The organism is Parerythrobacter lutipelagi, assembly GCF_005434975.1.
GTDB classification, from domain to species: Bacteria; Pseudomonadota; Alphaproteobacteria; order Sphingomonadales; family Sphingomonadaceae; genus Parerythrobacter_A; species Parerythrobacter_A lutipelagi.
The window spans coordinates 118,408-142,646 of record NZ_SKCJ01000001.1; the positions used below are offsets into that span (position 1 = coordinate 118,408).

A 24,239-nucleotide genomic window follows, 5' to 3' on the forward strand; every position below is an offset into this window, starting at 1 on the left:
GATGGGTATTTCGCGTATATTGATCGCCAACCGGGGTGAAATCGCGCTCCGCATCCACCGCGCTGCGCACGAAATGGGAATCGAGACGGTCGCCGTGCATTCGACCGCCGATTCCGAAGCGATGCACGTCAGGCTGGCCGACCACGCCGTCTGTATCGGCCCGCCACCGGCCAGCGAAAGCTATCTCAACCACGCGGCGATCATTTCGGCCGCAGAGGTTGCACAATGCGACGCGATCCATCCCGGCTATGGCTTCCTGTCAGAGAATGCCAAATTCGCTGAGATCGTCGAAGCGCACGACATCAAGTGGATCGGCCCCAAGCCCGAACACATCGTAACCATGGGCGACAAGGTCGAAGCCAAGCGAACTGCCGGCGCGCTCGGTTTGCCGCTGGTGCCCGGCAGCGACGGCGCGATCAGCGACCCGGCTGAAGCCGCGAGGATTGCCGAAGATATCGGGTATCCGGTCATCATCAAGGCTGCGAGCGGCGGCGGCGGACGCGGGATGAAAGTGTGCGAAGGCCCCGACACGCTCGCCAGTCTCATGCAACAGGCAGGCAATGAAGCGAAGTCGGCGTTCGGCGACGCGACAGTCTACCTCGAAAAGTATCTCGGCAATCCGCGCCACATCGAATTTCAGGTATTCGGCGACGGGAACGGCAACGCCATTCACCTTGGCGAACGCGATTGTTCGTTGCAGCGCCGCCATCAGAAAGTGCTTGAAGAAGCGCCGAGCCCGGTTCTGTCTTCAGAAGATCGCCACCGGATGGGTGAAGTGTGCGCGGATGCGATGCGCAAAATGGCCTATCGCGGCGCAGGCACGATTGAATTCCTGTGGGAAAACGGCGAGTTCTTCTTCATCGAAATGAACACCCGGCTGCAGGTCGAACATCCGGTGACCGAGATGATCACCGGCGTCGATCTGGTGCGCGAACAGATCCGCGTGGCGGACGGCAAGCCGCTTTCCGTCGGGCAGGAAGAAATCGCTTTTTCCGGCCATGCGATCGAGTGCCGGATCAACGCCGAAGATCCTTTTACCTTCGCCCCCAGCCCCGGCAAGGTCACCCATTACCACCCTGCGGGCGGGATGCATGTCCGTGTCGATTCAGGGCTTTACGCCGGTTATTCCATTCCGCCTTACTACGACAGCATGATCGCCAAGCTGATCGTTTACGGCCGCAACCGCGAAGGCTGCATCATGCGCTTGCGCCGTGCGCTGGAGGAAATGGTGATTGAGGGCGTGAAGCATTCCGTCCCACTGCATCAGGAATTGCTCCAGCAGGACGACGTACTGAACGGCGATTACAGCATCAAATGGCTGGAGGAGTGGCTGGCCGAGCGCGAAGGCTAAGCTAGCGCTTGCACCGCCTGCTCGATGCATACACTCGCGGCAGAACGAATGGCCTCCGGGCTCTCGGCGGCCAGAACTTTGTCACGCAATTCGTTCAACGCATCGAATGCGTCAGCCTCACGGATGTCCTGCGGAACTGAATAGGCATTCAAGTGAGTCATCAGACCCACCAGCCTGTCGCCGCTACCGTCGGGCAAAGGATCGAGCTGTCCATCTCGCAGCAGTTGATCGTAGCCGCTGATCTGAGCCGCGCACCGAAGATGGTCATCAGTGGACATGGAGCTGAACGAGAGCGCGGCCCGGTCCTGCGCCGAACAACCGGTGAGCAGCAAGGCGATCGAAGCTATAGCAAGGGCGGCGCGCATCCTTATTCCAGCGGGACACCCGGTTCGTGTTTGCTCGTCCGGATCGTGAGGCTGGTTTTCACGCTTTCCACATTCGGTGCCGGGGTCAGCTTGCTGGTGAGGAATTCCTGAAAACTCTGCAGGTCGCGGCTGACGACCTTGAGGATGAAATCGATCTCGCCATTGAGCATGTGGACTTCGCGCACTTCAGGCAGCGAATTCATATGCTCTTCAAATTCGCGCAGCGCGCTCTCCGCCTGGCTCTTGAGGCTGACCATCGCGAACACCGTGATTGCAAAGCCCAGTTCCGATGCGTTGAGCTCGGCATGGTAACCCTGGATTACCCCGGCTTCTTCCAGCGCGCGAACGCGGCGCAAACATGGTGGAGCGGTCAGGCCGACTCTTTGGGCCAGTTCCACATTGGTCACTCGCCCTTCGTTCTGCAACTCCGCCAGAAGCTTGCGATCGATCTCATCCAGGTTGGCCATAACTGCGCACCTTTTCCCCAAACCTTTTTCGCAAGCATCGCGCATTGCGTCGCGTATGCGAAATGAAACCCGCCTAATAAGTCCCCGGCGGCTAATATTATTGTTTCTGACAGCAATTGTCCCGCTTTGCAACGGCTGGACCGAGAAGCGTTCCCTCTTTGGATACAGGTGTTAGAGACGCCTCGCGTCGCACAGCGTCGGCGCAAATAGTCGCACCCGTTACCAGCCGGAGACCCGATGCAGTTCGATGATCGCCTTGCCACTGTCTTGCGCCACCGCGCAGCAGGAGAGCGTGCGGCACGAACGCAATTCCGGCAATTGCTCGACCTGCTCGGCAGCCGCCGCATCACGGATGACAAAAGCCTGATGGCAGCAGCCTGGCTCCGCCTTGCTGCACTCGGTGAAATGATCCCGGCAAAGGAGCGCGCGGCCATGGTCAGCGACCCGGGCGTGCGTTTTCGCAATCCCGAGCTCGCCTATCACCTCGCAGAAGACGAACCCGAAGTCGCGGCCGCTGCCTTGGCGAATGCCAACTTGTCCGAAGCAGACTGGAACGCGCTGATACCCCGTCTCCCGGTGCGGGCCCGTGGTTTTTTGCGGCTGCGACGCGGCCTTCCCGCCGGCACCGTTGCTTTGCTGGACCGACTGGGCATTCACGATCGCGGCCTCCCTCGCCCGGGAGAACCGGCTGCAACAAGATCACAAGACCAGCGCACGAAGCTGCCGCATCCGGCCAATGACCCGGCAGCCGCGCCGAAGCCCGCGCCAGACGCCGGTTTGACGGTCTCCGATGAAAACACGCAGCTGCTCGACATCGAGGAGGAGACCGCGATCGGCGCTCTGGTTCGCCGGATCGAAACTTTCCGGCAGGCCCGGTCCAAGCCCCATTTGGACCGACCCGATGCGCCGCGTTTGCCGCTGGGCGAAAAAGCCGCGCCGGTCACCAGTGCGCTGATCGGTTTCGGTTTCACAGCCAATGTGGAAGGCCGGATCGATTGGGCGGATCGCGATGTCGCGCCGATGGTTGTCGGGGCGCGGCTGGACGGTGACACTATCCGCCGTGCCGTGCTGTTGCGCCAGCCGATCCGGTCTGCAGCTATCGAACTGGCCGGAGCAGAAGAGATTGCCGGTTCGTGGGTGGTGGATGCCACGCCGCGCTTTTCCCAGCCCAGCGGCCAGTTTGCCGGCTATGCGGGCATGTTCCGCCGTCCACCTGCGCGGCCAAGCGCCGATGTTGCTGCACACGAGCGCTCGCCCGAGGCCGATCGTCTGCGCCAGCTGCTGCATGAATTGCGCACTCCGGCCAACGCAATCCAGGGATTTGCCGAGGTCATCCAGCAACAGGTCTTCGGCCCCACCCCGCATGAATACCGCGCTCTTGCAGCCAATATCGCAAGCGATGCCGCGCGTGTGCTGGCCGGATTCGATGAAATCGATCGTCTGGCTCGTCTCGAAACGGGTGCAATCGATCTGGATGAGGGTGCCAGCGATATCAATTCGGTTGTCTCTCCGCTAATTGAGCAACTGCAGCGCGTGATGATCTCACGCGCGGCGCAATTTGAATATGTGGCCGAGACGGTCGGGTCTGTTCCACTGGCACAAAAGGATTGCGAGACGCTGGCATGGCGATTGCTGGCGACAATTGCCGGGACAGTAGGCGGCGGCGAGCATTTGCGGGTCGAACTGTCACGATCGAATGGCAAGGCCAAACTCGCCTGCGGACTGCCTGCATCGCTCGCGGCTGAAGACGATGTGTTCGACGCAGCAAGCGGGCCTGGCAGCGGTGCCTTGCGCGCCGGGATGTTTGGCGCCGGCTTCTCGTTCCGCCTCGCGCGGGCAGAAGCACAGGCGGCAGGCGGCAATCTCGTCAGGGTGGATGATTGGCTGATTGTCACTCTACCGCTCTTGACCGGCTCTGATGGCGAACCTAGCCAATCCTCTGCGGCCTGACTTTTCGTCCGGGCCAAGATAGGGGGTAGCCGGGCATATGGGCCGGTCGTTGCTGGATATTCCGCCCAAAAGCGCATTGGCCGCCTTTGCCCCGGAATTTGGGCAACGCGCGCTTCTGACGGTCGATACCGAGGAAGAGTTCGATTGGGATCAGCCACTCAGCGCCGAAGGCCACGGGCTGGACCACATCCCGCGTTTGGCCAAATTCCAGCAGTTTTGCGAAGGGCTTGGCGTTGTACCGCTTTATCTGATCGACTGGCCGATCGCGACCTCGCCACTGGCAGCGGAAATCCTGCGCGGGCCGATCGCCGATGGCAGGGCGGAAGTCGGCATACAGTTGCACCCTTGGGTAAATCCGCCGCTGTCGGAAGAAGTGAACTTTCACAACAGTTTCGCCGGCAATCTTCCAGCAGATCTCGAGGAAGAGAAGCTGCTGAGATTGCGCGACATGATCGAGAAAAATTTTGGCGCCGCGCCGTTGATCTATCGCGCCGGACGGTATGGTCTGGGGCAGAACACAGCGGCAATTCTCAAGCGCGCCGGGGTCTCCATCGACACATCCGTTCGGGCGAATTTCGACTACACCTTGGCAAGCGGCCCGGATTACAGCCGCCATCCGCTGCGCCCTTATTGGGCGGACGACGAACAGGCCTTGCTCGAACTGCCGTTGACCACAGTCTATTGGGGAATGCTCCGGCGTCAGGGCGCAGCACTAAACCCGCTGATCTCGCGAATGCCGCGTCTGCCGGGCATATTTGCCAAGCTTGGTTTGCTGGAGCGTATTCCGCTGACCCCGGAAGGGGTGTCGGTCGATGAAGCCATCCGCGGGATCGACATGGCACTCGATGATCAACTTCCCGTTCTCGTGCTGTCGTTTCACAGCCCTTCGCTGGTGCCGGGAAACACACCCTATGTCCGCAGCGAGAAGGATCTGGACCTGCTGTATGACTGGTGGCGGCGTGTGTATGGCTACCTTGAATTGCGCGGCGTAAATCCGGCCAGTGTTGCTGAAATCATTGCCGGGGTGGTAAACAAGTGAACAAAGCGCGATAGTTCCGCTTGCCACGGCATCGCGGCCAAGCTAACGCGCGCACCGCGCTGTACCGCATCCATGGGCCTGTAGCTCAGTTGGTTAGAGCTGGCCGCTCATAACGGCTAGGTCGCGGGTTCGAGTCCTGCCGGGCCCACCGGATGCAGCGCGGTGAAAATCTGTCGGGGAGTGGCGCAGCCAGGTAGCGCACCTGTTTTGGGTACAGGGGGTCGGAGGTTCGAATCCTCTCTCCCCGACCAGATTTTCAAGATTCGGAGCAACGCCGATCACCGCCCGCACAACCTCTATAGACACACGCGCGATATGGGCCATCGCGCTGCCTGCGATGGTCACCAATGTCGCAACCGCTCTGATCGGGATCGGCGACATGTGGGTGGTCGGGCGGCTGGAAGATGCCGCTGCACAGGGTGCGGTAGATGTTGGTGCACGGCTGTTCGCGGTTCTGTTCACTGTGATGAATTTCCTCAAGACCGGGACGACCGGACTGGTCGCGCAGGAAGGGACGCGGAGCGGGTCCGACGCACAAGCGGGCGTACTGTTGCGCGGGCTTGCTGTCGGCCTGGCGATCGCTGTTGTCCTGTTGGCGGTAAAGCCGTTCATCCTTCCCGCGTTGCTTGGCCTGCTTGGCGCCCAGGGCGACGTCCTTGCCGCTGCGACGACCTACGCAGAGATCCGGTATTGGTCCGCGCCGGCGGTGATGGCCAATCTGGCGCTGGTCGGATTCATGATCGGGCGGCGGCAGATGACTGCGGTCCTGATCTTCGAAGTGGCCTACAATTTGCTGAATATCGGGCTTGGCCTGCTGTTTGTTCTGGTGTGGGATTTCGGCATTGCAGGGATCGGCTGGTCGAGCTTCATTGCGGAATATGCCAAGCTGCTTGCCGTCGCGATTTTTCTGCTGCGCGGAGATTTGATTGTCGCGCTGGCAACACAGCTGCGCGAGCGGGCCAATTTGCGCTGGCGCGCGCTCGCACCGTTTCTCTCAGTCAATCGGGACCTGTTCCTGCGAACGGTGGTGCTGATGATTGCGCTGGCCGCCCTGACCCGCCTGAGCGCGGAACGCGGCACTGTGGTGCTCGCAGCAAACGGGATCATCTATCAGATGTTCGTCTTCACCGCGCTGCTGCTCGACGGGTTTGAAAACTCCGCACAAGTTCTCAATGGAGAGCGGTTCGGAGCGAGGGATCGCGCAGGCTTCAATGCTTACCTTCGTGCGACCATGGTGCGCGGGTTTGCCGCAGCGGCGATGGTCGCGGGACTCTTCGCATTGTTTGCCGAGCCGGTCCTGTCCAGCTTCGCCGCTACAGAGGCTGTCGCAGAGGAAGCCCACCGCGCCGCTTACTGGCTGATCCTGATCCCCTTCGCCGGCGTCGCCGGGTTCATTTTCGATGGCGTTTTCGTCGGTGCCAGCTGGACCCGCGCATTGCTCCTGTCGATGGCTGGATCGTCCGTCGCTTTTGCCGCCCTGCTGTGGGTTACATGGCCGATGGGCAATGGAGGCCTATGGCTCAGCTTTACGCTGTTTCTGGTGATCAGGGCCCTGTTGCAGCTTGCCATGCTGCCGCGACTGGTGCGCGACGGGTTTGACTGAGTTCGCAGTTTGCCAAGCCTCTGACCTGCCATTCCGGCAGCGGATCAATCCTTCGGCAGGATATCACCCGGCTCGTTGGCAAGAATGCCGACCACCTGAGTCCACACTGCGACATTCTGGCGCAGCTGGACCGGATCGATCTTTTCGAGCGTATCGTCCGGCGTGTGGTGCAGATCGAAATAGCGCGTCCCGTCCTGCTGCAAGTCGATAATCGCGGTCTTCTGGTCGCGCGCGATGTCGATGTCAGCACCGCCGCTTGCCACGATCGCCGAATTGGCGACCCCGAAGCGTGCCACCGATGCGGCTAATTTGGCGTGCAGGTCGGGATTGGCCTCGCGGAAGTTGCTCTCGAAGCGCCAGATCCGGTCTGCCCCAAAATCGCTTTCGAGCCCGACAGCAATCGGCTCGTCGATATGCGCTGCACTGTATGCTTTGGAGCCCCACAGTCCTGTTTCTTCCGCGCCCGCCATCAGCACGCGAATGGTGCGCAGCGGCTGGCCCGTGTGCGAGACATGCAGCGCGGCGGCGGCCACAATGCCGCACCCTGCCCCGTCGTCGAACGCTCCGGTTCCGTTCCACCAGCTGTCGATGTGGCACGCAACCAGGACCGGTGGCAGCGACGGGTCGCGTCCGACAATTTCTCCCACGACATTGCCGCTGGTGGTGGTGCCCAGCTGCTGCGGGGTGAGGGTCAGTTTCATGGTGATCGGCTGGCCGTCTGCCCGTTCGAACATCCGCTCCAGATTTTCCGCATCGGGCAGTGGCAAGGCGCCTGCCGGGGTCGGCGCTACGCCAGCCGGAAAGCCCGCTCCGCCCGTGTGCGGATTGCGGTGATAGTCAGTGCCGACCGACTTGATCACGGTTGCCAGCGCCCCCTTGCTCGCCGCGATGCCCGAGCCAATCCAGCGCGCCGGACCGGCAAATCCATATTGCGAGCCGTCCTGCGTCGGCGTCATGCTGTGCGAGATGTAAGCGATCTTGCCTGCAAGGCTGCCATCGGGCGCAGCGGCGAGATCGGCCACGGTCTTGAAGTAAACGACTTCGGCTGTGATGCCATCCGGCCCGGTCGAGGCAGTGCCGCCGAGCGGCTGAACAATCAGCGGCTGCGGAAACGGGCTCAGGATTTCCGCCTTGTGGAGGTCGCCCGGGACCCATGTCTCCATCTCGAACGGTTCGTCCGCAACATTCGCGAAGCCCTGATCCCTGAGCCATGCCACCGCCCAGTCACGCCCGCGCTTCTCCGCTTCGGTCCCCGCCTGACGCGGCCCGACTTCGGTGGTGATACCTTCCACGAAATCCCACGCAATCGTGTCATGGGTGAGAACCTTGTCCGCCCCCTGTTCCAGCGTCATCGGCCCATCGGCGGCGAGTGCGGTTGCGGGGATCGGGAGCGAGAGCGCGGCGAGCGCGAAGGCGAGTCTGTTCATGGGCGATGCTGCTATCGCCGTGAACAGGCCAAGTCCAGCTTGCCCCGCGCGCCCTCACCCCCTATCTGCGCGCCAACAGTTTTTCCCACTTACGCTATGTTCCGAAGGATCGCCCGATGGCCGCGCAATATGCATTCGTCATGAAGAACATGACCAAGACTTTCCCCGGTGCCCCGAAGCCGGTGCTCAGCGATATCAACCTGCAGTTCTATCAGGGCGCAAAAATCGGCATCGTCGGCCCTAACGGCGCGGGCAAGTCCACGCTGATCAAGATCATGGCCGGAATCGACACGGACTTCACCGGCGAGGCCTGGGCGGGCGAGAACATCACCGTCGGCTATCTCGAGCAGGAGCCCGAGCTCGACGAGACCAAGACCGTGCTGGAAAATGTGCGCGAAGGCGCGAAAGAAACAGCCGAGCTGGTCGATCGCTACAACGCCGTGGCGGCCGAAATGGCCGAGCCCGATGCGGATTACGAGAAGCTTGGCGACGAAATGGCCGACCTGCAGACCAAAATCGACGCGGTCGACGGGTGGACGCTCGACAACCAGCTTGAAATCGCGATGGAGGCTCTGCGCTGCCCGCCGGGCGACATGAGCGTTGAAACCCTGTCAGGCGGCGAGAAACGCCGCGTCGCCCTTACCCGCCTGTTGATCCAGAAACCGGGTATCCTGCTGCTCGACGAGCCGACCAACCACCTGGATGCGGAAAGCGTCGAATGGCTGGAAAACCATTTGAAGGAATACGCCGGCGCGGTGCTGATGATCACCCATGACCGCTACTTCCTCGACAATGTGGTGGAATGGATCCTCGAACTCGATCGCGGTTCCTACTATCCCTACGAAGGCAATTACTCGACCTATCTGGAGAAGAAAGCCAAGCGGCTGGAACAGGAAAGCCGCGAGGAAAGCGGGCGACAGAAATCGCTCAGCCGCGAGCTCGAGTGGATCCGCCAGACGCCAGCTGCGCGCCAGACCAAATCGAAGGCGCGTATCCGCAAGTTCGAACAGCTGCAGGAAGCGCAGGCTGGCCGCAAGCCGGGCAAGGCGCAGATCGTGGTGCAGGTGCCTGAACGCCTCGGCGGCAAGGTCATCGAGGCCAAGGGGATCAGCAAAGCCTATGGCGACAAGCTGTTGTTCGAAGACCTGTCCTTCATGCTGCCCCCCGGCGGCATCGTTGGCGTGATCGGTCCGAACGGTGCAGGCAAATCCACTCTGTTCAAGATGATCACAGGGCAGGAAACACCCGATAGCGGCACAATCGAAATCGGCGATACCGTGCGCCTCGGCTATGTCGACCAGAGCCGTGACGATCTGACCCCGGGCAACAATGTGTGGGAAGAAATCTCCGGCGGGCACGATTACATGAAGGTCAACGGCCACGACATGAGCACGCGTGCCTATGTCGGCGCGTTCAACTTCAAAGGCGGTGACCAGCAGAAGAACGTCGGCAAATTGTCGGGCGGTGAACGCAACCGCGTCCACATGGCGAAGATGCTCAAGACCGGCGGCAATGTGCTGCTGCTTGACGAGCCGACCAACGACCTCGACGTGGAAACGCTCGGCGCGCTGGAAGAAGCAATCGAGAACTTCGCCGGCTGCGCCGTGGTCATCAGCCATGACCGCTTCTTCCTTGACCGTCTGGCGACGCACATCCTCGCGTTCGAGGGCAACAGCCATGTCGAATGGTTCGAGGGTAACTTCGAAGCGTACGAGGAAGACAAGCGCCGCCGCCTGGGCGACGCAGCGGATCGGCCGACGCGATTGGCGTATAAAAAGCTGACGCGGTGATCCCCAATCGAAGGTTGTCCGGTTAAAGTACATTGTTCAGGGCAATAGCCTGCGAAAGTGGAGCCTCGCTCGTGATTACAACTCCGCAGCGCGCCGGAAATGACTGCGCTTTGACTTTTTCCGCTACCTAAGAGTAAATCCTGCGCTGAAAACTCAGGTTCGGGGGAGCCGCCAGTGTCTGCGTGTAAACATTGCGGGGGCGAACTGCCGCGTGACGCAGAGTCCTGTAGCGTGTGCGGTACAAACGACTCTGCGATGACAATGGAGGAATATCTAGATCGATATTCTGCCGGACGCCGAAAACATTACTTGACTGTCTTCGCGGTGTTTACGGGCGCAGTAATCCTCATCGCGACCGTCATCGTCCTGCTCAGAAATCCGCTGCCGGAACAGCCCGACCAAACTGCGATCGATGCGTCGATCTTGGAAACAAATGAAGAATCATCCGAAGCAAGCCAGCTAAATGCAGTCTCTCTACCCGGAAGGTCTGACCTGAGCGCCACGGTCGGCCCTGAAGAAGCACGTTTTGTATTCCCGATCGAGCCAGGAAAAATATACGAGTGGTGTTCCGGCGGGCTTGTTCATGGCGCTGAGGTTGTGATCGAACAGAAATTCGAGTTTGGGTTCACACTGTTTACGCCGATGGGTGCGACGCCCTGCGATCGAGGCGGCATCCGGAGGCTGTTACTTTCTGGCCAAACATCGGCTTGGCGCAATCAACCGGATGGCAATTCGTATGCCATACCGGGAGACTATTCGACCGAGCTCAATGCAACCGGGGACAGCATAGAAGTGGTCCTGAGGGGACGCGATGGGATTGGACTGCTTTTTGGAAACAAGCCCGATAGCGTCACGATGATTCGGACGATTGATGGGCGCGCCACAAGGAATAATGTCAAAGTTATGTATCTGGGCAAAGCTCTGCTGACAGCGGCCAATGGCAATTCTGGTCTACCTCTTCCCCATTCGCGGCTGGAGCGGCTTAACCACACCGGGCGACAGCAGTCATTCGTCATCCTTGGCGGAGCCACTTCGCCCAAAGTTTTCGGTGGCGCGGAGCTAAAGGAACTAACCGCATGCCTTGGAGTGAAACCCAATGTCGTCGACTCTGCGATGTATGACGGCTTCAATGCCGGTTTCAGCATCGCTTTGTTAGGGGGCTTCACTCAGACCGAAGCCAAAAAGGTTCACGCGTGGGCATCAAACTGTTCGCCAGATGCCTACATCAGAAGCGGACGGTGGATCGGCGATTGAGCTTTGGCCGGCGGCTCTGACCTGATTGATGATTTTCCTAGATTGTCTGCATTTGCTATCGAATGACTCGTGGCGAACCTGACCTTCAAGGCTGACCCGATTTCACAACTTCCGCGCGCCGGAAAAGCGATTTTCGAGAAGAAGTGTCACCCTGTTGGATATCCAACAAATACTAAAAATCAGTTGTTTACAAAGTCCAACAGAGTGACACGTGTCACCTTTTGCCGGATCTGCAAGGGAGTTTTCAGGGCGACACCCAGCGCGCACCCTCGGCGTCGAGAATCGCTCTTCGGTGGCCGGTATGGGCGAGTTGAAACCAGTCGAAGCTTTCGACGCTCACCAGCAGAATCGCGAAATTGTCCCGCGCGGGGATCAGTTGCGCGTCATCCGGCTCGGTGCCTTCGAATTGGGGCGGCAGTCCCGAGGTCGGCGCTTGCGACTCCGCGCCCGGCCCCTCGCCCAGGTAACACCGGCGCGCGAAGTTGGTGCTTTCCTCCCATGCAGCATCGACCATTGGCCCCTCGCGCTCGATCCGGCCTGTGCCGCGGCAGCGAATCTGGACCTTCTCGCCCTTGTCGTAAAGCAGCACGCCGACCGGGGCGCCCCGTCCGATCAAGCCGGCCTTGGGTGCCCGTGCATCGGTGTGGAAGCGCAGCGTCCGGCTCCCTCCATCCCATCCGCGTACGATCATCACCCGCGCATCCGCATCGGCTGTCGCTATGACCGCCGAGTGCATCGCGCAGCGCCAATTGTCCGCCGCTTCGCGCAGGCGGCGGTCGATATCGGCGCGAACATCATCGAAAGTTTCGAGCATGGTGCCCCCTCCCGCTTTGATCGTTCAGCGTCAAGTCATTCAGGTTTCTCTACAACAACATTAACAGAAGCCGTAACAACCGGTTCAGTTTCGGGTCAGACCATAATCCCTAACCAGTCCTTACCAACAGGGCCGCACGGGGTGGGTAGCGGCAGAAACCATTTGGAGAGCCGCAATGACACTCAAGCAATTATTCACCGCCGGGAGCGCGTCCGCCCTCGCGCTGGCGATGGCACTGGTCGCCGCGCCCGCGCAGGCAGAGGCCGCCGCTGCCGATGATACCCAGCGCGCCGATCGTGGCGACCGCGGGGATCGCGGCGCACGCCAGGACCGGCGCGACCGCCGCGAGGCACGGCAGAACCGCAACAATCGCCGTGAAGCCAGGCAGAACCGCAGGCAGCGTACCGAACGGGCCGCACAGGCTCCGCAACGTGCGCAGCGCCCCGCACGCATCGAAGGCCGCGAACGCGACCGGACGCGCACCAATGTGAACCAACGCGGTGAACGCCGTGCCGAGCGCCGTGATCGCGGTCCGGCCATCGCGCCCGCACAGGCACGCCGAAATGCGCAGATCGATCGCCGGCAGGATCGCCGCGTAGAGCGTCGTCAGGACCGCCGCGTGGAACGCCGGCAGGATCGCCGGGCAGAGCGTCGGCAGGATCGCCGTGTCGAGCGGCGCAACAGCCGAAACGGCAGCTACACCGACCAGCGTCGGAACCGGACATACACCGATACACGCCGCAATGCGCGCCAAGCCTATCGCCAAGGGCGCCGTGACGGGGTCCGCACAGAACGTCGGCGCGACTATCGGCAGGACCGCTATCGCGATCAACGCCGCGCCCGTGACCACCGCCGGTGGGATCGTCGTTCATGGCGCAATCACAACCGCTACAACTGGCGCAATCATCGCGCCAGGAACCGGACTGTCTTCCGTATTGGCAGCTACTACTCGCCATACCGGAACTATCGCTACCGCCGCCTGAACGTCGGGTTCTACCTCGACAGCCTTTTCTTCAGCAGCCGCTATTATATCAACGACCCGTGGCGCTATCGCCTGCCAGAAGTCTACGGCCCTTATCGCTGGGTTCGCTATTATGACGACGTGTTGCTGGTGAATATCTACAGTGGCGAAGTGGTCGACGTGATCCACGACTTCTTCTGGTAAGAAGCCGGCAACCCAAATGCTGCTCCCATCCTGTGGACGCAGTGCAAGGAACCCCCGCCTTCCCCTTGGGCGGGGGTTCTTGTTTTATCGGATCTGTTGGCGGGTCAGGCCTTGCCGAAGGGCAACATTCGCCACAGCACGCCGGTCTTGTCGAAGAAAGTATGCTTGAGCGCGCCAAGGATGTGCAACGCGATCAGGTAGATGAAAATCCCGCCAGCAGTCTTATGGAAGCCGATAATCGTCTTGCCGGCATCAGCGTTCTCACCCACCGGGATCGCCGGAAGCGAAAACAGGCCGAAGATCTCCACGCCTTTGCCGAAGAAGGACACTGCGAGCCAGCCACCGATCGGCAGCCCGATCAGCAGCACGTAGAAGATGACATGGACGCTGCGGGCAAGGATCCGTTCCCAGTTCGCCAGCTTTGAAGGCAGCGGCGGCACCGGATGAGTCCAGCGCCACAGCAGACGGCCCAGAGTCAGCACCAGGATCGTAATGCCCAAGGCCTTGTGATTATCCATCAGCGTGACTTTTTCTGCCCGCGAGAGATGCTCGGCAGCCTCGGCGATCCGCCAGTTGACGATAACTGCAACGGCAATGACCCAGTGAAAAATCATCGCCCCTGCCGAATAGCGGGCTTGCGTCGGAGTGCTCATCCTATCCCTCTTCGATTTGTTTGCTCCCCGACTATTTCTAGCACCGACCCAAATTGCCGCAACCAGCAGCCTTGCCGCCGCAGCACCGGCTGGTAAGTTCGTTTGCGATGCCCGGAGCCAGGACAATACCCGATCGCGATGCGCTGAAGCGGGTGGGCGCAATGGTGCGCAAGCGGCTCGCTACCAACGCGGCTGCGCAGCGCCTCGATACGGACAAGCTCGAGATCTTCGGGATCGCGGAGTTCCTGACCGCCCCGGAATGCCAGCGATTGATGACGATGATCGATCTGGTCGCGAAACCGAGCGAGCTCTTCAGTGTCGAGTATTCTTCCGGTTTTCGTACGTCCTATTCGGGCAACCTCAACCCGCACGATCCATTCGTTCGCGGCATCTCCGACAGGATCGATGCTTTGCTCGGGCTGAAAGCGCCATTGGGGGAATCGATTCAGGGGCAGCGCTATCTGCCCGGTCAGGAATTCAAGCCGCACAACGACTGGTTCTACACCGACGAGCCGTATTGGCAGACCGAGCGCAAGAACGGCGGTCAGCGCAGCTGGACTGCGATGGCCTATCTCAATGCGGTTGGTAAAGGCGGCGCGACGCTCTTCACCAATATCGGCCTGAGCGTCGATCCGCAGCCCGGCGCGCTACTCGTGTGGAACAATGCCTCCGCAAACGGCATTCCGAACGAGGACGCGATCCACGCCGGCACGCCTGTGCTCGACGGGGAGAAATACATCATCACCAAGTGGTACCGCACCCGCAAGTGGGGCTAGGTCCCGACCCCGCCATATCCACGCCCTACCGCCGCTCGAGCGCGTCCTCGATCAGTTTGCGGCTATTCTCGATCCCGTAAAGCGCAATGAAGCTGCCCATGCGCGGTCCCTGATCGCTGCCGAGCAGTGTCTGGTAAAGCGCCTTGAACCAGTCTCGCAAGCTCTCGAAGGCGAACTCCTCACGCTTGCCAATTTCATAGATGATGGTCTGGATTTCTTCCGCCGGATTGTCAGGCGGCATGATCGATAGCGCACAGTCAAGCGCCCGCAGTGCCTCGCGCTCGTTCGGCGCGGGCGCGCGCTTCTCCAGCGTCGGGGCGACGAAATCGCGGTTGTACGCCAGCGCAGTGCCAACCAGCACATCCAGTTCAGGGTGCTTCGCCGGATCGGGATCATCGATATAGTTGCCGAGATAGGACCACACTTGCTCGCGGTCCGCCTCTGCGCCCAGCACGCCGACCAGATTGAGCAGCAGGCCATAGGTGACCGGCAGCGTATCGCCTTCACCCGGTGCCTCTTCCGCATCCCAGCCGCCATTGGCGCGCAGCAGGTTCCACACCGGATTGCCCAGTTTCTTGTCGAGTTCCTGCTCTGCCAGCCGCTCACGGAATTGCCAGTAATCGTCCACCGCGCGCGGGATCACACCGACATGAAGCTGTTTGGCGCTCTTGGGATTGGGGAAAATGTAGAAACCCAGGCTCTCTTCGCTGCCATAGGTCAGCCATTCCTCGATCGTCAGGCCATTGCCCTTGGATTTGGAGATCTTCTCGCCGTTCTCGTCGAGGAACATCTCGTAAATCAGCCCCTCCGGCTTGCGCCCGCCGAGCGCCTTGACGATGCGTCCGGATTGTACGCCGCTGTCGGTCAGATCCTTGCCGTACATCTCGTAATCGACGCCCAGCGCGTACCAGCGCATCGCCCAGTCGACCTTCCACTGCAGCTTGGACATGCCGCCCAGAGCGCTCTGCTCGATCGCGCCGCCGTCTTCATCGGTAAAGCGGATCGTCCCCTCTTCCGCATCGACGACTTCGACCGGCACTTGCAGCACGCGGCCGGTTTGCGGCGAGATTGGCAGGATCGGCGAATAGGTCTGCCGCCGCTCTTCGCGCAGCGTCGGCAGCATGATGTCGAGGATGTCCCGATTGTGCCGCAACACGTTTCTGAGCGCGTCATCGAAGCGGCCCGAATTGTACATGTCGTTTGCGGCAATGAATTCATATTGAAAGCCGAACCGGTCGAGAAACTCGCGCAGCTTCGCGTTGTTGTGCGCGGCAAAGCTTTCATGCCCTTTCTCGAACGGGTCGGGAATGCGGCTGAGCGGCTTGTGCAGGTTCTCCTCCAGCACATGCGCGTTGGGAATGTTGTCCGGCACCTTGCGCAGCCCGTCCATATCGTCGGAAAAGGCCACGAGACGGGTCTTGCCGTCTTCCGGCCTGGCACCAATCATCGCTTCCAGCGCGCGGCGCACCAGCGTGGTCCGCAGCACTTCCTGAAAAGTGCCGATATGCGGCAGGCCGCTGGGGCCGTAGCCTGTCTCGAACAGGATCGGAGAACCATCCGGCTTTGCGCCTTCGGGATAGCGTTTGAGCAGCCGCTGTGCCTCCTGGAATGGCCAGGCCTTGGATACGCGTGCGGCTTCGATCAGTTGTTGCATGCTCATAGGCGCTGCCCTTTGCGCATGGGCAGCGATGTTGCAAGTGCGAAAGGCTGGCCAAGTGGAACGGTCCGCGCGCTTTTCAAACCCGTGACCTTTCGCCAAGAGCGCGCTTTCCCGGCGCTTTGTGCGCCATTTCGAGAAGCCCGGTGTGACCTTTGGCGCTACGCTGTGCCATCAGCCCGACAATGGATTGCAGTCTCTACTCATGGCATGGATGTTAGAGCACAGCCTGGCTGTAGGACAGCGTTTCAGAACCAGGCGCGCACCCCTACGAGGAACTTGAACCCGTTCGGGTCCTCCCCGTTGGCGCGAGCAATATCGGCGGTGTCCCCCAGCTTCGCTTCGTATTCGATCCCGACATAAGGGGCGAACTCGCGGGCGATTTCATAGCGGAGGCGCAGTCCCGGCTCGATCTTGGTGATGCCCGCACCGATTGCGCGTTCAGGAATGTCCTGCGCTGAAAGCTCGACTTCCATGCGCGGCTGAAGGATCAGGCGCTGAGTGATCTTCTGATCGTATTCGCCTTCGATCCGCGCGGTCAGGTCCCCGCGATCGGACAGGAATGCAGCCGCATCGACATGAAACATGTAAGGTGCGAGACCCTGCACACCGAGCGCCAGATGGCTGCGCGTTTCCGGCTCGATATCGAGCCGCGCACCAGCCTGAAAATCCCAATACGGGGCGATGGCCCGGCTCCACAGCAGCTGGACTTCGGCGTCTTCGACCGTGCCACCATCGAATGCGCCTTCACCCTCGGTCTTGAAAAAGAGCTTGTCGATATCGCCGCCATACCAGGCCTGGCCATCCCACAAAAATCCGGTGTCGCCGCCATCAAGCGGAACGCGAGCTTCGAGCCGCTCGACCATGATCATGCCGGTCTTCATGTCACCGTGGCCTGCGTGGTTGGCCTGACGCGCCCTTGCCATCGCATCGGCACCCCAGATGGCATCGGCTGCGTGCTGCGGCCCCTCGAAGGCGCGCGGCGGAACAGCGCTTTCAGGAGCTGCGCCGGCGGCTGATTTGTCCATTCCGCCATGGCCCATCGCCGAATGATCCATCGAGCCATGGTCCATCGATTGATGATCTGTTTCGGCGTGCTCATCGGCGGATGTCGCTGCGCTGTGGCCAGAATGGCCCATCTTGGAATGGTCTATTCCGGCATGGGCGTCGGTATCTGCGTTCGAGTCTGCGTCGGCAGCTTTCTTCGGCGGACATTGCTCGGGAGGAAGATGTCCCATGGCGCAATGGTCCGCCTCGGGCTGCGGCTGCCCCGGTACCGCCTGGTGAGCGCTGTGGCCGGAGTGGTCCTGCGCGATGGCCGGCGTTGCCCACAGTGCAGCGCCGGCAAGCAATGCCGCCCGCATCATTCGCCCTCTCCAACCGGAAAAGGTCGCACGGTAACGATCTGCATCATCCCGGCGTGCATGTGATACAGCAGATGGCAATGGAAGGCCCAGTCGCCCGGTTCGTTGGCGGTCAGGTCGAATGTCGCTGTGCCGCCCGGCTGGACTACCACAGTGTGCTTGAGCGGCTGGTGCATATGGTCCGCGCCATTGACCAGTTCGAAGAAGTGCCCATGCAGGTGGATCGGGTGCGCCATCATGGTGTCATTCACCAATTTGACCCTGACCCGTTCGTCATAGCCGAAGCGGATCGGATCATCAGTCACAGCAGAGAATTTCTTGCCGTCGAATGACCACATGTAACGTTCCATATTGCCGGTAAGATGGATTACCATTTCCCGGTCGATGGTGCGGTGCGAGTTCATCCGCTTGGCTTTGAGGTCGGTATAGCGCAGCACGCGATGCTCGACAGTGTCGAGCCCGAGGCCCGGAAAATCCATCCGGTCCATCGGCATCGGCGCGACCATGTCTACGCCTGGGCCGACCTTTACGTCGGCAGGCAATTTGGAGGTGTCGCGCATGTTGTGGTCCATGCCGCCCATTTCGCCGCCACTCATATCGTGGCCCATGGCCGCATGGTCCATCATGCTCATGTCAACCATGGTCAGCGTCGGCGTTTCGCGCAGCGCGGGCGGCGTGGCGCGGGGACCGCCCTCTTTAACCGAGCGGCTCGTCAGGCTGGCGACACCCATACCGCTGCGGTCCATCGCTTCTGCGACCAGCGCGTGGCTGCCGCCGGGCGGGCTGACGATCACGTCATAGGTCTCTGCCACGCCGATCTGGAATTCGTCGACCGTCACTTCGTCGACATCGATTCCGTCGGCTGCGATCACTGTCATCGGCACGCCGGGAATGCGGACATTGAAAAATGTCATGGCGCTGCCGTTGATGATCCGCAGCCGCACGCGTTCGCCGGGTTTGAACAAATATTCGAGGCTGTCCGCCGGACCGTGCCCGTTGATCAGGAATGTGTAGGTCGAACCCGTCACGTCCGAAATGTCGCGCGGGTTCATTCGCATTGCACCCCACATGCGGCGATCGGCACCGGACATATCGCCATCGGTCGCGGTCTGCATCTGGCGGTTGAAATAATGCTCGCCCACTTTGAGCTTGCGCATGATTTCATGCGGATGGATTGGCGTGAACTCGCTCAGCAGCACCACATAGTCGCGGTCATAGCGCGGGTCCGGTTCGGCGCTCTCGATCACGATTGGGCCATAATGCCCTGCCTGCTCCTGCAGGCCGGAATGGCTGTGCCACCAATAGGTCCCGTTCTGACGGATCGGAAATTCATAGGTGAAGGTTTGCCCCGGCTTGATACCGGGGAAGCTCACGCCCGGCACCCCGTCGAACTGGAACGGCAGCAGCAGCCCGTGCCAGTGGATAGAACTGTCTTCGGACAGATTGTTGGTCACGTGAATGCGCAGGTCCTGCCCTTCGCGCAAGCGCAGCAGCGGACCGGGTACAGTGCCGTTGACGGCAAAGGCATGGCCCGAACGGCCACCCGTGCTGAAATGCGCATCGCCGATCGACAAGCGAATATCCTCGCCTGAAACCTCGCCAAAACCGTTCTTGGCATGGGTCATCGAACCGCCCTTGGCCCACGCAGGCATCGGCAGACCTGCATAGGCTGCGATCGCAGCAGTGCCGGTGATCATGCGGCGTCGGGAGAGCTGAAAAGACATGGATGTATCAGAATCCTGAGGGTTGCGGAGCGGCATTGCGATGCTCTATATATACCCCCACGGGGTATTCCAAGGGGTCTTTGATGGATCGTATCGATGAGACAGAGCGCAAGGCCAAGGTAAACCGGCTGAACCGGATTGCCGGGCAGGTCCGCGGCGTTGCGCAGATGATCGAGGATGGCCGTTATTGCATTGACGTGCTCAATCAGCTCGCCGCTGCGAAATCAGCTTTGGTGAAGGTCGAAAGCGAAGTGCTCAAAGACCACGCGGCAACCTGCGTGGCCGAAGCAATCGCGAGCGGCGACGAAGCTCAGCAGCGCAAGAAATTCGCTGAACTGATCGACCTGATGGAAAAGCGGCGGCGCTAGAAGAAGGTGCTCGCTTCGGACAGGTCGCCCCGGCCCGCCCGGCGATGGAGTGTTGGAATACGGAACACGTCGACCACGATCCACGCGGCCCACAGCACAAAGATCAAAATGCCGAAAATCGCGCCGGATGGCCCGGCAACCAGCAATGCAATGGCAAAGAAGAACATGGCAACTTGGACGATGCCCGACTCGATCGATCCGAGATAGAACCGGTGCGCTGAAAGCTGACCGAGGCAGAACCACAGGACATAAGCGACAATCAGGCTCTTGTGCTGGTTCTTGCGAACTGACGGCTGGCCATAATTTCGCGCTAGGTCGCTTACGCCGGGCGCGGACATCTCAACACTTTGCCGAGGCATCTGGCCGGTGCGCGAACGCTCTGCTGCAATGAAGGTTTCGCGCTGCGCGGCGATCGGGTCATGAGTTGCCGAGCCGCCAAGCCGCCGCGCCGGAATAGCTTGACCGAAACCGCCCTGCCCTGTCGCTGATTCATGTCCCGGCTCCAGCCCCTTGCGCCCAAACCCCGACATACCTGATCCCCCGAAAAGCCCATGCACCCAATGATTTCAGCGACATAACTAGCCAAATTCTCTTAATCGTTCGTTTCGGCCGTGGAGCTCCTCCTCCACATGCAAGGTGCGCGCGCGATGTTTACTTTTCGTTCCGCATTGCGCATGGCCGAGATCGTGATCGAGCCGGTGCCCCTCCCTGCCCTTCATGCGTCGCACGCCGGGACATGGGTGCGCGATGCGAACGGGTCGACGCGCGAGTCGTCGAAGGGCGAGGCAATCATGGCCGCGGCGGACACGCCGGTCCTCCTGCTCAATGCCCCGCTGGTGGCCACGCGGCTCGGTTATCCCGACCTGTCCGGTCTCGATCTGCTGGAACTGTACGCCTTCGTTCACCCCGCCAGGTTTTGCGTCCCGACGCCCAAGGGGCTCGCCGATGCGCTTTCGCTGGAACAGCCGACGAGCGACGATGCAGTGCCGTTGTTGCTGCAGAAGGCGGCAGGAGCGCTGCTCCAAACCTGCGAGAAACAGGATTGGGCCGAACGTGACGGGGCCTGGTCGACGCTGCAGTCGCTGGTTCGGCTTCGCTGGCCTTGGGCGCAGGTTCTCGCACCGCATATCGCGCGGCCCGAACAGGCGGAGAAATGGCTGTTTTCCAAGCTGCCCGAGTGGGAAGAAACCCCGGAACGTCCTCAGCCAGCTTCGGTGGTCTTGTCTGAAAGCGAGGTCGAGGGTCAGCTGGAATATTTGACCGGCGCCGGTGCCGAACGGCGCGAAGGCCAACGCAGCTATGCCAAGGCTGCGAGCAAGGTTTTTGCGCCGCGCCGCGAGAGAGGGCAACCGCACGTTCTCCTCGCGCAGGCGGGGACCGGTATCGGCAAGACCCTCGGCTATCTCGCCCCGGCATCGTTGTGGGCATCGGCCTCGCAAGGCACTGTCTGGGTTTCGACCTTCACGAAGAATTTGCAGCGCCAGTTGCGCGGGGAGGCACGGCGTGCGTGGCCCGAAAGGCGCGCCGATGGAACACGCCCGGTCGTGGTTCGCAAGGGGCGGGAAAATTATCTCTGCCTGCTCAATCTCGAAGACGCGTTGCAAGGCGGGTTTGGCGGTCGGCCGGCGATCATGGCGCAGCTGGTCGCACGCTGGGCGGCCTACTCGCAAGACGGCGACATGGTGGGCGGCGATTTGCCCGGCTGGCTTGGCACGCTGTTTCGCAAACGCGCCATTGCTTCGCTGACCGACCAGCGCGGCGAATGCGTTTACGCGGGCTGCCCGCACTACCGCAAATGCTTCATCGAACGAGCAGCCCGGGCGAGCGCGCAAGCCGATCTCGTGATCGCCAATCATGCGCTGGTCATGGTCAACGCCGCGCGCGGACGCGACCATGCGCAGCGCCCGACACGCATCGTGTTCGACGAAGGGCATCACGTCCATCAAGCGGCGGATTCGACCTTTGCCGCTGCACTTACCGGCGCGGAGGCGATTGAATTGCGCCGCTGGATCCTCGGCCCTGAACGCAAATCCAAGGGGCGCCGACGCGGGCTTGCCGCGAGGCTGGCCGATGTTGCCAGCTATGACGAAGCAGGCGGTGCCGCAGTCGAAGCCGCCGTCGCGGCTGCGCAGGCTCTCGTCTCTGACGGCTGGCTGCAGCGGTTGCACGACAATGAGCCTTACGGGCCGATCGAGAACCTGCTCGCGGCAGTGCGCGCGCTCACCTATGCGCGCGATGAAAGCGCCAATGGTCTGAGCGGGCAGGAGGCGGGCTACGGGATCGAGACCGAAGTTGCCGATCTGCCCGGAAAGCTGATCCAGCTGGCGCAGGAAGCGATGGGCGCACTGACCGAAATCCGCGCACCGCTAGTCAAACTCGGTGTGCGGCTGGAGGCGATTGTTGAAGACGCACCCGACTGGCTCGATGCGCAAGGGCGCGCGCGGATAGAGGGCGCACGCAATTCGCTCGCATGGCGGATCGATTTGCTCGCCGCGTGGGAGTCGATGCTAAACCGTCTCGGCGGCCCCGCCGATCCCGAATTCGTCGACTGGTTTGCGGTGGACCGGTCTGACGCGCGCGAGTTCGACGTCGGTATCCATCGGCGCTGGCTCGATCCCATGAAGCCGTTTGCCAGGATCGTGCTGGAGCCGAGCCACGGGGTAATGCTGACCAGTGCGACGCTCACCGATCGAAGCCCGGACGGTGCCGACTGGGACAGCGCAGTTCAAGCCAGCGGTGCCCCGCATATCGAAGTGCAACCGCAACTTTCAGCCGCAAACAGTCCGTTCGATTATGCCAACCGGGCGGAAGTGCTGATCGTGACCGACATCAAGCGCGGCGATTTGCCTGCCTTGGCCGGCGCCTACGCACGCCTGATCGAGGCGGCTGGGGGCGGAGTGCTGGGCCTGTTCACAGCAATCCGGCGGCTGCGCATCGTGCACGGCCGGATTGCCGACCGCCTCGCCCGCGCGGGGCTGCCGCTGTTTGCCCAGCATGTCGATCCGATCGATACCGGGACACTGGTGGACATCTTCCGCGACGACCCGAAGGCCAGTCTGCTCGGAACCGACGCTTTGCGCGACGGGGTGGATGTTGCGGGCGATTCATTGCGCTGCGTGGTGATGGAAGCCGTACCTTGGCCCAAGCCTTCGATCCTCCACCGCGCGCGCCGGGCAGCGAACGGCGGCAGCAGCTATGATGACCGCATGATTCGCGCGCGTCTGGCACAGGCTTTCGGGCGGCTGATCCGCAGCAAGGACGACGCGGGGCACTTCGTCGTGCTGTCGTCTGCCTTCCCCAGCCGCTTGCTCTCCGCCTTTCCCGATGGCACTCCGGTTATCCGGCTTCCGCTGGAGGAGGCTTTACAACGCGTCGCTTCCGGTGTTTCTGGGCTGGACCAGCCGCTCCCTGCAAAGGACAATCTCCAATCGTGAAAATTCTCGGTCTCCTGCGCCACGCCAAGTCCGATTGGGACGACGTCGGCAAGCGCGATTTCGACCGCGGCCTGAACGATCGCGGACGCAGGGGCGCAAAGCTGATGGGCCGCTACATCGACGATCATGAGCAGGACTGGGACCTCGTGCTGGCAAGCCCGGCAGAGCGCGCAAAGCAGACAGTTGCTGACGCACTGCCGCTTGCGGAACCGGTGTGGGACGAACGCCTGTATCTCGCCGATCCGCCAACCATCATCGAGGTGCTGCAGGCCCATGGTGGCGACGCGGAATCGGTTTTGGTCGTGGGTCACAATCCGGGTTTGCAGGAAATGCTCTTCATGCTCGTACCAGAGGATGGCGAAACCGGCGACTTCGATGAAGCAGCAACCAAATATCCCACCGCAGCCTATTCGATCTTTGAACTGGATATCGATGACTGGAGCCAGATCGAGAAAGGCTGCGGGCAGCTGGTCCATTTCAAACGACCCCGCGACCTTGATCCCTCGCTCGGTCCGGAGAGTTAACGCAAAACGCGCGGCCCCGTGCCGCTGGCACCCCATTTGTCGTCTGCGTTGTAGAGCGCGCATTTCTTCAGGCTCAGACAGCCGCAGCCGATGCAGCCGTCGAGATCTTCACGCACTTTTTCCAGCGCCGCTATCCGCGTATCGATGCGCTGGCGTATCGTCCGGCTGATCCTTGCCCAATCTGCCGCCGTTGGATTGCGGCCTTGCGGCAGGCCGGCCAGCGCATGTTCGATCTCTTCCAGCGAAAGTCCGAGTTGTTGGGCAATCAGAATAAAGCTGAGCCGGCGAATATCCGCCCGCAAGAAGCGCCTCTGGTTCCCTTTGGAGCGCAACGCATCGACCAGGCCGCGCTCCTCATAGTAACGGATCGCTGAAACACTCAGCCCGGTGCGGCGCGCCAGTTCGCCGATGGTGAGAAGATCATTCGCTTTCATCGATCACAGCAATAGGGAATTTATCTCTTGACCTCAAGTCAGCTTGAGATTGCAAAAGGGCTGCACCCCAACCCGGCCCT

At 61.3% G+C, this 24,239-nt stretch carries 21 protein-coding genes and 2 tRNA genes; 13 read left to right on the forward strand and 10 right to left on the reverse strand.

What is annotated here, in order from left to right; translation table 11 throughout:
• Position 1: 1 nt before the first annotated feature.
• Positions 2 to 1,351, forward strand: coding sequence for an acetyl-CoA carboxylase biotin carboxylase subunit (gene accC, locus E0502_RS00615; RefSeq protein ID WP_137676063.1), 1,350 nt, complete (start codon positions 2 to 4; stop codon positions 1,349 to 1,351).
• On the opposite strand, the gene E0502_RS00620 is transcribed toward accC, so the two are convergent.
• Together E0502_RS00620 and E0502_RS00625 are read right to left on the reverse strand one after the other, a co-directional pair.
• Positions 1,348 to 1,716: a hypothetical protein gene (locus E0502_RS00620; protein WP_137676064.1), complete on the reverse strand. Its 369-nt coding sequence runs from the start codon at positions 1,714 to 1,716 to the stop codon at positions 1,348 to 1,350. The genes accC and E0502_RS00620 overlap by 4 nt on opposite strands.
• Positions 1,717 to 1,718: 2 nt before the next feature.
• Positions 1,719 to 2,183: an Lrp/AsnC family transcriptional regulator gene (locus E0502_RS00625; RefSeq protein WP_137676065.1), complete on the reverse strand. Its 465-nt coding sequence runs from the start codon at positions 2,181 to 2,183 to the stop codon at positions 1,719 to 1,721.
• 237 nt (positions 2,184 to 2,420) lie between these two features.
• On the opposite strand from E0502_RS00625, the gene E0502_RS00630 reads away from it, so the two are divergent.
• The 5 genes from E0502_RS00630 to E0502_RS00650 all read left to right on the forward strand — a co-directional run bounded on the left by E0502_RS00630 (position 2,421) and on the right by E0502_RS00650 (position 6,775).
• On the forward strand, positions 2,421 to 4,133 hold the full coding sequence (locus E0502_RS00630; protein WP_137676066.1) for a sensor histidine kinase: 1,713 nt from the start codon (positions 2,421 to 2,423) through the stop codon (positions 4,131 to 4,133).
• A gap of 37 nt (positions 4,134 to 4,170) precedes the next feature.
• Complete coding sequence (locus E0502_RS00635; protein ID WP_137676067.1) at positions 4,171 to 5,172, forward strand: polysaccharide deacetylase family protein; 1,002 nt, start codon at positions 4,171 to 4,173, stop codon at positions 5,170 to 5,172.
• 74 nt (positions 5,173 to 5,246) lie between these two features.
• Positions 5,247 to 5,320: transfer RNA gene (locus tag E0502_RS00640), tRNA-Ile, on the forward strand.
• Positions 5,321 to 5,346: 26 nt separating this feature from the next.
• A tRNA-Pro gene (locus tag E0502_RS00645) sits at positions 5,347 to 5,423 on the forward strand.
• A gap of 86 nt (positions 5,424 to 5,509) precedes the next feature.
• On the forward strand, positions 5,510 to 6,775 hold the full coding sequence (locus E0502_RS00650) for an MATE family efflux transporter (protein ID WP_137676068.1): 1,266 nt from the start codon (positions 5,510 to 5,512) through the stop codon (positions 6,773 to 6,775).
• Between the two features lie 44 nt (positions 6,776 to 6,819).
• Here the strand turns inward: E0502_RS00650 and E0502_RS00655 are convergent, their stop codons facing one another.
• Positions 6,820 to 8,202, reverse strand: a complete 1,383-nt coding sequence (locus E0502_RS00655) for a M28 family peptidase (protein WP_137676069.1) — start codon at positions 8,200 to 8,202, stop codon at positions 6,820 to 6,822.
• 116 nt (positions 8,203 to 8,318) lie between these two features.
• Between E0502_RS00655 and ettA the strand changes: the two genes are divergently transcribed.
• Positions 8,319 to 9,992 (forward strand): energy-dependent translational throttle protein EttA, encoded by a 1,674-nt coding sequence (gene ettA, locus E0502_RS00660; protein ID WP_137676070.1) that lies wholly within the window; start codon positions 8,319 to 8,321, stop codon positions 9,990 to 9,992.
• Between the two features lie 261 nt (positions 9,993 to 10,253).
• On the forward strand, positions 10,254 to 11,246 hold the full coding sequence (locus E0502_RS00665; RefSeq protein WP_161593683.1) for a hypothetical protein: 993 nt from the start codon (positions 10,254 to 10,256) through the stop codon (positions 11,244 to 11,246).
• A 244-nt stretch (positions 11,247 to 11,490) separates the two neighbouring features.
• Here E0502_RS00665 and E0502_RS00670 read toward each other — a convergent pair whose 3' ends face one another.
• A complete protein-coding gene (locus E0502_RS00670) occupies positions 11,491 to 12,060 on the reverse strand; it encodes a PNPOx family protein (protein WP_137676072.1) in 570 nt (189 codons plus the stop codon).
• 175 nt (positions 12,061 to 12,235) lie between these two features.
• Between E0502_RS00670 and E0502_RS00675 the strand changes: the two genes are divergently transcribed.
• Positions 12,236 to 13,225 (forward strand): RcnB family protein, encoded by a 990-nt coding sequence (locus E0502_RS00675; protein ID WP_240048798.1) that lies wholly within the window; start codon positions 12,236 to 12,238, stop codon positions 13,223 to 13,225.
• A gap of 104 nt (positions 13,226 to 13,329) precedes the next feature.
• Here the strand turns inward: E0502_RS00675 and E0502_RS00680 are convergent, their stop codons facing one another.
• Positions 13,330 to 13,878, reverse strand: a complete 549-nt coding sequence (locus E0502_RS00680) for a cytochrome b (protein ID WP_137676073.1) — start codon at positions 13,876 to 13,878, stop codon at positions 13,330 to 13,332.
• A gap of 107 nt (positions 13,879 to 13,985) precedes the next feature.
• On the opposite strand from E0502_RS00680, the gene E0502_RS00685 reads away from it, so the two are divergent.
• Complete coding sequence (locus tag E0502_RS00685) at positions 13,986 to 14,654, forward strand: prolyl hydroxylase family protein (RefSeq protein ID WP_137676074.1); 669 nt, start codon at positions 13,986 to 13,988, stop codon at positions 14,652 to 14,654.
• 25 nt (positions 14,655 to 14,679) lie between these two features.
• On the opposite strand, the gene E0502_RS00690 is transcribed toward E0502_RS00685, so the two are convergent.
• The 3 genes from E0502_RS00690 to E0502_RS00700 all read right to left on the reverse strand — a co-directional run bounded on the left by E0502_RS00690 (position 14,680) and on the right by E0502_RS00700 (position 19,399).
• Positions 14,680 to 16,314, reverse strand: a complete 1,635-nt coding sequence (locus tag E0502_RS00690; RefSeq protein WP_137676075.1) for a lysine--tRNA ligase — start codon at positions 16,312 to 16,314, stop codon at positions 14,680 to 14,682.
• Positions 16,315 to 16,559: 245 nt separating this feature from the next.
• The gene (locus tag E0502_RS00695; RefSeq protein ID WP_137676076.1) at positions 16,560 to 17,678 is read right to left on the reverse strand and encodes a copper resistance protein B; all 1,119 of its coding nucleotides are present in this window, start codon (positions 17,676 to 17,678) and stop codon (positions 16,560 to 16,562) included.
• Positions 17,675 to 19,399, reverse strand: coding sequence for a copper resistance system multicopper oxidase (locus E0502_RS00700; RefSeq protein ID WP_137676077.1), 1,725 nt, complete (start codon positions 19,397 to 19,399; stop codon positions 17,675 to 17,677). Before E0502_RS00700 ends, E0502_RS00695 begins: the two co-directional genes overlap by 4 nt.
• Positions 19,400 to 19,482: 83 nt before the next feature.
• Here E0502_RS00700 and E0502_RS00705 point away from each other — a divergent pair, with 83 nt between their 5' ends.
• Positions 19,483 to 19,767, forward strand: a complete 285-nt coding sequence (locus tag E0502_RS00705; RefSeq protein WP_137676078.1) for a metal-sensitive transcriptional regulator — start codon at positions 19,483 to 19,485, stop codon at positions 19,765 to 19,767.
• Here the strand turns inward: E0502_RS00705 and E0502_RS15230 are convergent.
• On the reverse strand, positions 19,764 to 20,297 hold the full coding sequence (locus tag E0502_RS15230) for a TM2 domain-containing protein (RefSeq protein ID WP_204517900.1): 534 nt from the start codon (positions 20,295 to 20,297) through the stop codon (positions 19,764 to 19,766). The genes E0502_RS00705 and E0502_RS15230 overlap by 4 nt on opposite strands.
• A 117-nt stretch (positions 20,298 to 20,414) precedes the next feature.
• On the opposite strand from E0502_RS15230, the gene E0502_RS00715 reads away from it, so the two are divergent.
• On the forward strand, positions 20,415 to 23,201 hold the full coding sequence (locus E0502_RS00715; protein WP_240048799.1) for an ATP-dependent DNA helicase: 2,787 nt from the start codon (positions 20,415 to 20,417) through the stop codon (positions 23,199 to 23,201).
• Entirely contained in the window at positions 23,198 to 23,725 is a 528-nt protein-coding gene (locus E0502_RS00720) for a SixA phosphatase family protein (protein ID WP_137676079.1), read from the forward strand. The genes E0502_RS00715 and E0502_RS00720 overlap by 4 nt, the downstream gene beginning before the upstream one ends.
• Here the strand turns inward: E0502_RS00720 and soxR are convergent.
• Positions 23,722 to 24,159, reverse strand: a complete 438-nt coding sequence (gene soxR, locus E0502_RS00725; RefSeq protein WP_137676080.1) for a redox-sensitive transcriptional activator SoxR — start codon at positions 24,157 to 24,159, stop codon at positions 23,722 to 23,724. The two genes, E0502_RS00720 and soxR, sit on opposite strands and share 4 nt — an antisense overlap.
• Positions 24,160 to 24,239 lie beyond the last annotated feature (80 nt).